This is a genomic window from Eubacterium sp. MSJ-13 (assembly GCF_018918235.1).
Classification (GTDB): domain Bacteria; phylum Bacillota; class Clostridia; order Lachnospirales; family Lachnospiraceae; genus Butyribacter.
The window spans coordinates 1-12,669 of the sequence record NZ_JAHLQE010000149.1 but is presented as its reverse complement, the minus strand read 5'-3'; the positions used below and the strand labels follow the sequence as shown (position 1 = coordinate 12,669).

Here is a 12,669-nt window from a genome sequence, read left to right as displayed (position 1 = left end):
AATAGCCTTTCATTTCTGAAATGAAATAAACAAAAGCTGCGTAGCAGCGACTGACAGCGTGTTTACAGGTTTATGAATTGAGGAAATGAAAGGCTGAACTGTTACTTCCTTTTTTTTATCGGTTTAAGGAAAAATGCTGATAATTTCAACAATATGACAGTAATTACAACCTGTGACATCATGCTTATCTTAAACCAGTTATTTTCAATAACGGCAGGTATCGAACCGTTAAGCATTTCGGCAAGTTTTGAAATTGCTGATACCGATTCGCATTGTTTTATCGTCATCTGTACAACGGTAAATATTGGATTTACAAGAAGAACCATACATACTCCGCTGACATTTGGCATTTTTCCGACTGCCCCCATACAGTTATAATAATATAATTTTGCTGTTATATATGCCACACCTACTATAATAACAGTTCCTACACACACAAGCATAACCTCGAACATTGAGCATACCATAGCGGGCACTGTCTTTTTAAGGACTGTTGACGCAAGCATACCCATACTTCCGACAAAGAATGATATGACAAGTATCGCAGACATAAACTGTATAAGATCGTTCATATCAACTCCGCCTATCGTAAATACTATTGATATTATAGGCAGACTTGACACTACAAGTAACAATACCATACTTACCGATGAAAGAAGCTTTCCCATAACTATCTTCTCTGGAGTAAGAACCGTCGTAAGAAGTATGTCAAGTGTCTGTTTCTCACGCTCTCCCGCTATGCTCCCTGCTGTAAATGCCGGTATGAGAAACATTACTGCAATAATTTCCATGCTTATGAGTATGTAAAACACTTTTGCAGCTCCTGAATAGTCAACATATGGATTAAGATGCATATTAAACATAACCTCAAATCCTGTTATAGCAATAATCCCGAGCATGAGATTAAAGAGAAATATCGTTACTGCAAATCTTACCGAACGTACTTTAAGTTTTATCTCTTTACCATAGACTGGATTTATCCTTATTTTCACTAAAAAGCACCTCCCTCTTTTCGGTAACTTTCATAAATATCTCCTCTAGATTGCCTGACTGTCTGACAAACGATGTCACCTTTACATTATTTGTGATAAGTTTTTTCAGCAAATCTGCCTCATCCTCAGGCGTCCCCAAAAAACCTACAGTGATATCATTATCTGATATGGAGATATTTTTGACTTTATCCTCATTCTTTAATATATTTACCGCTGTCTGTTTTCCAGCAGTCACATGAATCTGAACCGGATTAGATGCATTTAAATGAAGCATTATATCATCAACTTTTCCCTTCACCAACATCTTACCTCTATCTATCACACCCACTGATGTACATAATTCTGACAGTTCCTGTAATATATGTGAACTTATTATTATGGTCTTTTTTCTCTCTTTAAGTCTTTTTAAGATTTTCTGGATTTCCAATCTTGCCCTCGGATCAAGTCCCGAAGCTGGTTCGTCAAGGATAAGCAGTTGTGGATCATGCACAAGGCATCTTGCAAGACAAAGTCTTTGTTTCATACCTCTTGAAAGTTCATCAACAAAAAATTCAGATTTATCTTCCAGATCCACAAGTTCTAAGAGTTTTCGACAGAGTTTATCGGCTTTTGAACCTGTTATGCCATATATCGAAGCATAAAATTCCATATATTCTATAACTTTAAGGTTGTCATATACGCCAAAAAAATCTGGCATATATCCTATAAGACTCTTTAACCTTCTGTCATTCTTTAGTGCGTCTGTCCCTGCAATCGTTATGCGTCCACTGTCAGGCTGTATAAGACCTGCCATGATTCTCATAGTTGTAGTTTTGCCCGCACCATTTGGTCCGACAAATCCAAACACTTCACCATCTTCTATGGAAAAGTCAAGATTATCCAGTGCCACAAAATCCCCATATTTTTTACATAGACTTTTAACTTCTACCATAAACGCCGTATTCCCTCCGTTTTATATACTGAACATACAGCTTACATCAGCTATTTTTTGTTTATCACTATAATCTTGCTCTGTTTGCCATCTGTGTTAAAATAATACTGCTCAACTTCATTTTCATAATCTCCCACCAGCTTTACCTCAGGCAGACAGATATTTCCGACTTCCCTGCCGCTCTTATATTCAATCGAATAATAAAGTATAAGTGAACCATCCGGTTCAAGATAATCACTCATATTTGTGATTTTTATTTCTTTTCCCGAACTGAAAAGTTTCTCTAATTTATTTGTTTTCTTATTTCTCACACTTACAGTCCCAAAAAATCCATAGTCAGAATAACTGTCTTTACTTTTTGAAAACTCACATCCGCCACTTGTCTGCTTTGAATATAAAAGTTCTTTAAGTACAAAAGCTTTCGGAAATCTGTATGTCACAGAAAACTGTTCAGGTGCACCTGAATATACATCATATCCGTTTGTATATTCACTCTTGTAGTTTGCGGCATATGTCTCAAGCGAATCAATAACATCATATCCGTCAATCTTTTCACTCATCTCAAAGTTTTTACATACACCTGTCACACCATACACATCATAATTAAATTTTTCGGTAAAACATTTCTCACTGTTATCTTTTACAAAACCATAAAACCATGCTTTTGTATTTGAATTATCCTCAAGATATTCTTCAACAACACCAACTTTTCTCCTAAGGCTCGCAGCCATGCTGTTTGAATACATATTTCCACCCATAGCGGACTCTATCATCGCCGTAACCGAATTTCCATAATCAGAACTGTTATATGTCCCCGTTTTTGCATATTTGCTTACATCTATCTTCTCACCGGCCTTTATATCACCTATATAAAGAAGATTTCCCTGATAATATATCATGCAGTTATTAAGGTCATAACTGAATGTATTTGACACTGTTCCAATAAGGCTCATATCATTCTCAGACACATCTAATTCAACATTTCCATCGTCTTTTACATTCTGCTTCATAATAAATTCCGCACCCTGAAATGAGGATAACCTGTTCATCAAAAGCCTTGTATTATTTTCATTATACTCAACACCATATGCATAATCATGAATACTTTCATCACTCATTTTAGCATTTCCATAATATGACTCCGTATTTTTCGGAGTGACATTACACTTTCCACTTAATTTCATACTAAACGCATCATTTGATACGCTTGTAACGCTGAACAATGTACTCATATCCTTTGTTTTTGCATTTTTGTTGTCATTAAGTACTATCTGCGACAGATAATTTATATATGGTGTCTGTATTCTTGTACTTGTACCGACTATGTATATTACAGCCGAAAAAGCAATAGATAAGATAGGTACTGCTATCCAAAGATAACTTCTCTTTTTTCGTCTTCTGAAAAAGAAATACAGCCCTGGTCCTGCAATTATGACATATAAAGCCAAAATACAGCCGTAAAGTTTCATATTTGGAAGAACATCGTTTTCATTTATCTTCAATGCCTCCTCCATATATGAATACCCCATACTTCCATACGAAAGATTTTCATTTTGAAGCAGTAATTTTTTCTTCGTTCCATCACTGAGATTTTGTTCTATCGTAACCATAAGTGCTTTGCCATAATTTTTCCAGAATTTTTTCGGAATATTAAATGAAAACTCGGCAACTATTATACTTCCCTCGCCAAATTCTTTTGAAACCATAAGATTTCTGCCATCATTTATCAAAACGGAATCTTCATTCAGGCTTAAATTCACAATGTCTATATCCATCTTATCCTGTTCATCCCCATTGCTCTCATCAGTCCATCCGAAATCAGTAGAGATTCTCTCAGTCTTTCCTATATATCCTCTGATAAGCGTACTATGAAGTTTTTCAAATTCTTTTTGGTAGTTGCTGCCTGTTCCAACTACAAGCGTGCCTCCTTTTGCTATCCATTTTTTCAATACTTTTATATTATTCCTGCTGAATTTACCTGTATCGTAATTATCAATAAGAATAACATCTACACTGTCAAGCATCGCAAGTGTCTCAAAATCACACGCACTCATATCGAAAACCTTGCCGGTAACGCCTGAGCCTGCACTGTCAATATCATCATCCAGACTAAGACTGTCAGATATATATCCAAGTTTTGACGGTGTATCAGATAAAATTCCCATATAAATTCCTATAATATCCGAGTCCGCTTCAATCTTAGTACGTGCCTTCAGATATATATTTCCATCGTCATCACATACCGAAACAATATACTCCTGACTTTCACACAGCATCGGTATCGTAAACTGAACCCTCTTGTTCTCCTGTTCTCCAATTGAAAATGACTTCTGTATCATCTTCGTGTCACTGTTTTTTCCAGACTGGTATGTCAATCTGAACTTGCCCGAAAATCCTGCACCCTCATTGTTTATCACGGCTGACACTTTCATATTTTTACCATATTTAGTGTAACCACGGTAGCCAAAAGAAACCTGTGCCGTAATACCCTTTCCGCTCATCCTCATCGCACCATTTTTTAACTTTGTTATCTCCGATGCTTTGACACTGCACCGGTCATTCTGACTTATAAAAATCAACAGCACAAATAAGATAAGCAGTCTAAATATCTGTAATTTATATCTTGATTTCATCATTTATCTGCTCATCAATCCCTACTAACTCTTTTTTATCCTTTTTCTCTATATTTAATGGAAGTGCTATCGTAAAGCATGTTCCGTCAGTGTCACTTTCTACTTTTATCGCTCCGTCATGCAAAAGTACTATCTGTCTGGCAATATTAAGTCCAAGCCCTGTACCCCCGGTCTGAACCGAGCGTGAATCCTCCACCCTGTAAAATCTGTCAAATATACGCTCTAAACTCTCTTTTGGTATAACAAGACCAAAATTTGTCACCCTTATCTGAATCTCTTTCTCAAATTTTTCTACTTCAACAAACACTCTCTTTCCGTCTCTGCCGTATTTTATAGCATTGCTTATAAGATTCTGTACAGCTCTCGCCATCAGCTCCCCATCAGCATATATGATACAGCTTGAAACATTCTGCAACAACTCATATTCAAGTTCATTTTCATGAAACTGTGGATAAAACTCCTCAACCATCTGTTCTACAAGCTTGACTATATCTATCTCACTTCTGTGAAGCGTAATCTCACCACTCATAAGCTTTGTATAACTGAAAAGTTCTTCTATAAGTCCCTGAAGCCTGTTTGCTTTTCTCATCGCTATCTCTGCATATTTGTGACGCTCCTGTTCATCATATTTTTCCATGTCTGCCGCAAGCTGCAGATAACCGATAACTGATGTAAGCGGCGTTCTGAGGTCATGTGCGACGCAGGTTATCATGTCCTTGTTTGTCTGAAGTGCATCTCTCTCTGATTTCATAAGAGCGTCCAGCTTTTCAGACATCCTGTTTATCTGTATCGCAATCTCGCCTATCTCATCTTTTCTTCTCACTTCAATCCTGCCGCCACCATCACCAAAAGCCATATGCGCTATACTTCCCGATATATAGCCTATATCTGCTGTAAGTTTTCTTGTTATCAGCATAAAATACATGACAAAAAACAAAAAAAGGAAAAATAATATTACAAGCATTAAAAAAATCAATGTATTTTTATCCCACCTCTTGATTGCCTGATAATTAAATATTTTTCCCCTTTCGTCTGCCGAATCCGTAAATTTGTCAATCATTCTATCCCTGCGGCCATATCCGCCATATGAGATTCCAAGTGCAGTACTTAAAATATAAAGTCCAACCCCACATACAACTTCCGTAATGACCGATAAAAACATACTGACTGCAACATAAAGTATCAGTTCTGCCCTTAGACTTTTGAATAAACTACGCTTCAATTTTATATCCAACTCCCCAAACTGTTTTTATGATCTGTGTTTTTCCCGAACCCGACTCAATCTTTTCTCTGAGTCTCCTGATGTGAACCATCACTGTGTTGCTCATCTCGAAACTTTTTTCTTTCCAGACACGCTCAAAAATCTCATCTGTAGAAAAAACCTTGTTTGGATGCGATGCCATAAGAAATAAAATATCAAACTCTATAGGTGTAAGCTTGACAGACCTGTCATATGCCTTTACCTCATGTGACCTCTTATCCATCCACAAATTTTCTATGTTTACAACATCCGATGTCTTTGCTTCTACTCCTCCAAAACTCTGGTATCTTCTAAGCTGCGATTTGACTCTTGCTACAAGCTCGCTCGTGTTGAAAGGTTTGGTCACATAATCATCTGCTCCGTTTACAAGACCTGAAACCTTGTCACTTTCACTGTCTTTTGCACTCAACATTATTATGGGTATCGTGCTTGTCTCCCTTATCTTCGCACAAACCTCATTTCCATCCATCACGGGCATCATAATGTCGAGAATAGCAAGATCTATCTCCTCCCTGTCAAATAACTCCAAAGCTTCTTTCCCATTATACGCTTTAAAAACCTGATAGCCCTCACCTCTTAAATGTATCTCCACCAGATCAGCTATCTCGTGGTCATCATCTACTACCAGAATATTTCCGTCAGACATACCAGCCTCCTTCCCGGACAATATCACCGTTCACAACTTCTATGTAACCGGCAACTAAACGATACATATGTAATCACCTCTTATACATTTGTAATGATAACATATGGACGGTCCTTAAATCTTTACTTTTTTCTTAATATTTGCGTACATTTTTCTGTCAGTTTTCCTGATCATATCTACTATGCTTCAAGAAACAATCCAGAATCCAGAATTCATATCATATGAATCTGTAAATTATATTATAATAAAGTCCTGCTATGAAATCTACATAACAGGACTTTAAAATAAATAAATTTTACAGTAATTATATTTACTTAACAGCTTTCATCTCTCATAGTAAGCTGAAGTTTTTCTCTTTCCTTTGTATCAATCTTTGGTGTTGAACGCTCCTTGAGTGATTCATATACTTTTGGCACCATGATACTCTGATAAGCCGGTCTTATTATCTTATCAACATTTATAAGTTCTTCCATTCTATGTGCACTCCAGCCGACGATACGCGCCATAGCAAATATCGGAGTAAACAATTCCTGTGGTATTCCAAGCATTGTATAAACAAATCCGCTGTAAAAGTCTACATTTGCACTTACACCCTTATAGATAGCACATTCCTCACCGATAACCTCAGGTGCTATCCTTTCTATCATCGAATAAAGCTCAAATTCTTTCTTCTGGTGTTTTTCGTTTGCAAGAAGTTCAACAAACTGCTTGAAAGCAACGGCTCTTGGATCTGATATGGAATAGACCGCATGCCCCATACCATATATAAGGCCTCTCTTGTCAAATGCCTCCTTGCGGACAAGTTTCTTGAGGTATGCTCTTACCTCATCCTCATCCGTAATATCCCTTACATTTGCTTTAAGATCCCGCATCATCTCGACAACTTTAATATTGGCTCCACCATGTTTCGGGCCTTTAAGAGAAGAAAGTGCAGCAGCTATAACTGAATATGTATCAGAACCGGCTGATGTAACTACCCTTGTTGTGAAAGTTGAGTTGTTTCCGCCACCATGCTCCATATGAAGCACAAGTGCGAGGTCAAGAACCTTTGCCTCGACATCTGTGTATTCTTTGTTCGGTCTGAGCATACGAAGAATGTTCTCTGCTGCCGAAAGTTCGTCAGACGGTCTGTGAATATAAAAACTCTCATCACATTCATAATGATTGTATGCATGATAACCGTAAACTGCAAGCATAGGGAATACACTTATGAGCATGATACTCTGACTAAGTACATTTTCAAGTGTATTATCTGTGACCTTATCATCATATGAGGCAAGCGTGAGCACACTCTTTGTAAGAGAATTCATAATGTCCTTTGAAGGTGCTTTCATGATAACATCTCGAACAAAGTTAGTCGGAAGCCTTCTGTTTTTTGCAAGTATAGTCTGAAATTCTTTAAGCTGTGTATCTGTAGGAAGTTCTCCGAAAAGAAGAAGATACGCTGTTTCCTCAAAACCAAACCTGTTGTCTTTTCTAAATCCTTTTGTCAGATCATATATATTGTATCCTCTGTAAAAAAGCTGGCCTTCACATGGTATGACTCTGTCACCATCCATCTCAGTAGCCTTTATAAGAGATATGTTTGTGATTCCTGACAATACCCCTTTTCCGTTTTTATCCCTAAGTCCCCTCTTAACGCCAAATTCATCAAATAATTTTCCATCAATGGAGTTATTCTCAACGCATATCTTTTTATAACGTTTTGCATATTCCTCCATCATTTCCTCATGACTTCCCTGAAATATTCCATCCTGCATATATCACTCTTCCCTTCCTCTAATAATTTATTTTAACAAAACCATGTTTTGCCATTAAGCACTATTATTTTTATCTGCGATAATTCCTCATTAGTAAATTATAGCTTAATTGTATAACAACTGTCAAATTTGTCTGACACTTTTTATAAACTTTTCATATTTATAAAAATTATATGTTGTCGTTCTCACCTCTAAAGTAATAGTTCAGCCATAAAAGGATAATTGGCTGAACTGTTACCCTCTAAATAATTTTCCAAAAGGTATACTTGAAAATATCCACAAATACCATTATTATATTATGGACACATTTATTGTTTTATAAATGAAATCCATACATAAGATTGAAATATACCATATATTACAGAAAGGTTGTGTATTATGTTAGAAAAGAAAGTGCTTGACGATATCGTAAGCGAGATTACAGACAACTATAACAGCGAGGAATTATTTTATTTAAGGTCTGGACACTGTATGCCAAACCGTGACACTATCAAACATATCATAATGGGACTAAGACAGCTTATGTTCCCAGGATATTTTGATAATGAAAATCTGAACAAAACGATTCCTGAATTTTTTGTAGGACACAATATAACAAAGATTTACAACGACCTCTACTGCCAGATTAAAGCTGCATTTTTACAGCAGGCAAAAGATAACGCTGATGAAACAGAAATTGAAAATCATACAACTGAGATATGTTCAAAATTCTTTTCATCTTTCAGTCATATCCAAAATCTTTTGCTAAAAGATGTAAATGCCGCTTTTGACGGTGACCCTGCTGCAAAGACAAAAGAGGAGATAATTTTCTGCTATCCGGGACTTTTTGCAATATTCGTTTACAGATTCGCACACGAACTCTACAAAATGAATGTTCCATTCATACCAAGAATAATGTCCGAATACGCACACGACCACACTGGTATTGACATAAATCCGGGAGCAACCATCGGAGAATATTTCTTTATCGACCACGGAACAGGCGTTGTTATCGGAGAGACAACTGAAATCGGCAATAATGTTAAGATATATCAGGGTGTAACTCTTGGTGCACTTTCTACAAGAAGCGGCCAGCTCCTTCGCAACATTAAAAGACATCCGACTATTGAAGATGATGTTACCATCTACTCAAGTGCATCGATACTCGGCGGTGAAACAGTTATCGGAAAAGGCTCTGTCATAGGTGGAAATGCTTTCATAACTGAATCGGTTCCTGCTGGAACAAGAGTTAGTGTAAAAAATCCTGAACTCAGCTTTTCGACAAAAAAGAACCACGGTAACGAAGAACTTCCAAGATAAAAATAAATATGAGGTTTCAAATGAAAAAATTCTTGACTAAACTTATGATTGCAGCACTTTTACTATCTATAATAAGTCCTGCATCAAACACATCATATGCAAAAGCAAATACAAAAAAAATCATATGTCTGTCAATAAAAGGCAACACTCTGACCTATGCTGATGCCGTATGGACATATGAACTTGGACTTGAAGATGAAAATATAGTAGGAAAGCCCAAAAAGCAAACCATAAAACTCGCTTCAAAAGTTTCCTACTCACTTTTAAACCCTGATAAAATGAAAAATTATAATGTAAATAAGAAAAAATTTATCAAGGCTGTAAAAGATGCCGAGCCTGAGCTTGCCAAAGACCATAACATAAAATACTACTGGGGCATGGCAGCACAAATTACATTGACAGGAAATAAGGTTACAAAGATAAAACAGCTATATCAGGACTGACGACAAATGTAGTCAAAAGGAAGTCCCGACTTATTGCTCTACGCAATAAAAGTGGGGGACTTCCTTGATAGTATTAAAATAAAGCTAAAGCGAAAAGTCTTATTAACTTACATACCGAGTGTATGCAGTAACAGTTAATATAAATTTTTCGCTTTATTTCATCTTTTTTAGATTTTAATTTTGCAATATTTGGCGAAATTTCAGTGATACAGTGCACTAGCACAACAAGTAATTAATATTTGAAGCTGTACTAACTCCAATATTTATCAATTACATCCTGATTTAAATTTTCGCCTATCACGATAAAGATTTCCTGACCTTCCCTTATTGGCTTTATGACTGTCTCTTTTTTAGTCGCATTAAGCTCAAGCCAGCCGTCACCATCGGGCATAAATCCCTTGATTCTGAAAACATTTCCACAGTTTTCGTCAGAAAAAGTTTTATTTACACAACTTTTAAGTTTATCCACAGTCATGTGTTTATTCATATAATAAAGGGATGAAAATTCCACATCATCGGTATTGTACCTTTTTTCTATGCCCGCACCGACATACTCACAGTTTTCTATTTTTTTATAATCACTTTCGTCAAACTCATCCCACGATTTTGCCATAACGACATTATCAATCTTTCTCGTACAGTGAAACTCCTCAAGACTTTTATTTATATAAGCAATAACTTCCTGAATCTGCTCATCTGATACACCCTCCGTCTTACTGAAAAGTATCTTTCCCGCATTAGCCGCCTCAGATGCAAGAATATATCTTGAACGCTCTGACAGATCAAGTTCAAGATGTGAATCGACTATAGTTATCACATTTCCAATCTGATACCATCTCTCAAGAGGTTCTTCATGGAGAGTATCAAAAAACTCATCCATATCAAATACGCCTGACGGTTCAACTAAAACCCTGTCAAATCCCTGCATGCCCATTGCGATAAGTTTCGTCTTAAAACGCCTTCTGTGACAGTCTGCATCACACCCTCCGGCAACCATCTCAAGGTCACAGTTATCGCCGAGGATATCCTGCAAAAGCATGGCATCGACATTGACTGCACCGTAATCATTTTCAAGTATACCTATTTTAAGACCTTTATCTGTGAGATATTTCACATATTTTCTGATAAAAGTCGTCTTACCCGAACCAAGGAAACCTGTAATCAAATCTATCTTAATCATCATTCTCTCCCTTTATGAATTAGTCAAGCGGATATTCTCAATCCGCTATGCTGCCTGCTTAATAGTAGTAAAACAAAACTTATCCACAACCGGCTTTCCTATAAATTTATGCTATTTTTTTAATGAAATCAACAACTATCTCAATACCTATCTGGGCTGCTTTTTCCGCAAATTCAGCATAGTCCATCGCACCACCCTCGCCATCTGATATCGTGCGGAGTATTGCAAACGGGATTTTATTTACATAACATACATGACCGATACTTCCACCCTCCATCTCAGCCGCTATAGCATTGAAACGCTCATGAAGTTTATCTTTCTGATGTTTATCATGCATAAACATATCACCTGTAGCGATAGTTCCGACTTTATACTTTCTTTCTTTTTCATCAAGACACTCTTTTAATGTATCCATCATCTTTTTGTCACAAGGAAGATAGATTTCATTTATTCCTGACAAAAGACCTATAGGGTCTCCAAGTGCTGATGTGTTCATATCATGCTGCACGACCATATCCGCAACGGCAATTCCCATAACTCCAAGTTCTTTACACAAAGTTCCTGCAACACCGATATTTATTACCATATCAACATGATATGTAAGTATCATAGCTTCTGTACATATAGCTGCAAATACTTTTCCAACTCCGCTGACAGCGGCTACCACTTCCGTATCACCGATAGTTCCTTTAACAAATTCTACGCCGCTTATCGACTCATACGAAGGATTTTCCAATGTCTTTTTGAGATTGTCAATCTCAATCTGCATCGCTCCTATAACACCGATTATCATAGTTTACCTCTTTTCTCTATTATCATATTCTATTTTTATCTTTTCGTCTTTTAGGAAATTTTATTTTACGAAATTTTTAAATCTGATACCATTCATCCCATATTCTAAAGACTATGTTTTTTTCTGAATGAAACATCGTAAAAGCTGTCCGGTCTGTCATAAAACAGACCGTCACAACCGTATCACTTATTCTTTAGGATAAGTAAATTCCATATTTGTCTGATTTTCAAGCACCTCAAGATAAGTCCTACATTCCTCTTTTGCAAGATCTATATCAAGATTTTCGTAATGTCCACACTCAATCGCAGACTTTCCAAATACATCACCATCATGCTCAATAGTCTGTTTAAGTATCTTCTTTGTAAGTTTAAAAACATCCTTTGCATCCATATCACGGACAAGGAGATAAAATCCTGTCTGGCAGCCCATAGGTCCAAAATAGACAATCTTGTCCGATACCTCGGAATTACGTGCAAATGTAGCAAACATATGCTCAACCGAATGCATAACGGCATTGCTCATATAATCTCCTGCATTCGGCTTTCTTGTGCGAAGATCATATGTCACAACATCCCCGTCCTCTCTTGAAATATAAAATCCCGGTACTAATACATTATGGTTAATCTCAAAACTTTTTATTCTCTGCATTTTTGTTTCCTCCGTTTCTTAATTTATGTACTCTCGGAATCTTCTGAACGAAGAATTTCGAGATGAATTTTTGATATACAATG

General features: G+C 36.6%; 11 protein-coding genes. 2 read left to right on the top strand and 9 right to left on the bottom strand.

The window, feature by feature from the left end:
* Positions 1-101: 101 nt before the first annotated feature.
* The 6 genes from KQI69_RS09300 to KQI69_RS09275 form a co-directional block, all read right to left on the bottom strand.
* Entirely contained in the window at positions 102-992 is an 891-nt protein-coding gene (locus KQI69_RS09300) for an ABC transporter permease subunit (RefSeq protein WP_216565108.1), read from the bottom strand.
* On the bottom strand, positions 961-1,923 hold the full coding sequence (locus KQI69_RS09295) for an ABC transporter ATP-binding protein (RefSeq protein WP_216565107.1): 963 nt from the start codon (positions 1,921-1,923) through the stop codon (positions 961-963). Before KQI69_RS09295 ends, KQI69_RS09300 begins: the two co-directional genes overlap by 32 nt.
* A gap of 50 nt (positions 1,924-1,973) precedes the next feature.
* On the bottom strand, positions 1,974-4,559 hold the full coding sequence (locus KQI69_RS09290) for a hypothetical protein (protein ID WP_216565106.1): 2,586 nt from the start codon (positions 4,557-4,559) through the stop codon (positions 1,974-1,976).
* Positions 4,540-5,778: a cell wall metabolism sensor histidine kinase WalK gene (locus KQI69_RS09285; RefSeq protein WP_216565105.1), complete on the bottom strand. Its 1,239-nt coding sequence runs from the start codon at positions 5,776-5,778 to the stop codon at positions 4,540-4,542. The genes KQI69_RS09290 and KQI69_RS09285 overlap by 20 nt, the downstream gene beginning before the upstream one ends.
* A complete protein-coding gene (locus KQI69_RS09280; RefSeq protein ID WP_216565104.1) occupies positions 5,768-6,463 on the bottom strand; it encodes a response regulator transcription factor in 696 nt (231 codons plus the stop codon). Before KQI69_RS09280 ends, KQI69_RS09285 begins: the two co-directional genes overlap by 11 nt.
* A 314-nt stretch (positions 6,464-6,777) precedes the next feature.
* A complete protein-coding gene (locus tag KQI69_RS09275; protein ID WP_216565103.1) occupies positions 6,778-8,223 on the bottom strand; it encodes a citrate/2-methylcitrate synthase in 1,446 nt (481 codons plus the stop codon).
* Positions 8,224-8,601: 378 nt separating this feature from the next.
* Between KQI69_RS09275 and epsC the strand changes: the two genes are divergently transcribed.
* Complete coding sequence (gene epsC, locus KQI69_RS09270) at positions 8,602-9,522, top strand: serine O-acetyltransferase EpsC (protein ID WP_216565102.1); 921 nt, start codon at positions 8,602-8,604, stop codon at positions 9,520-9,522.
* Positions 9,523-9,542: 20 nt separating this feature from the next.
* Positions 9,543-9,965: a hypothetical protein gene (locus KQI69_RS09265; protein ID WP_216565101.1), complete on the top strand. Its 423-nt coding sequence runs from the start codon at positions 9,543-9,545 to the stop codon at positions 9,963-9,965.
* Between the two features lie 250 nt (positions 9,966-10,215).
* Here KQI69_RS09265 and KQI69_RS09260 read toward each other — a convergent pair whose 3' ends face one another.
* The 3 genes from KQI69_RS09260 to KQI69_RS09250 all read right to left on the bottom strand — a co-directional run bounded on the left by KQI69_RS09260 (position 10,216) and on the right by KQI69_RS09250 (position 12,586).
* Positions 10,216-11,145 (bottom strand): GTP-binding protein, encoded by a 930-nt coding sequence (locus KQI69_RS09260; RefSeq protein ID WP_216565100.1) that lies wholly within the window; start codon positions 11,143-11,145, stop codon positions 10,216-10,218.
* Between the two features lie 106 nt (positions 11,146-11,251).
* The gene (locus KQI69_RS09255; RefSeq protein ID WP_216565099.1) at positions 11,252-11,938 is read right to left on the bottom strand and encodes a 5'-methylthioadenosine/adenosylhomocysteine nucleosidase; all 687 of its coding nucleotides are present in this window, start codon (positions 11,936-11,938) and stop codon (positions 11,252-11,254) included.
* A 186-nt stretch (positions 11,939-12,124) separates the two neighbouring features.
* Positions 12,125-12,586, bottom strand: a complete 462-nt coding sequence (locus KQI69_RS09250; protein ID WP_216565098.1) for an S-ribosylhomocysteine lyase — start codon at positions 12,584-12,586, stop codon at positions 12,125-12,127.
* Between the last annotated feature and the right edge of the window lie 83 nt (positions 12,587-12,669).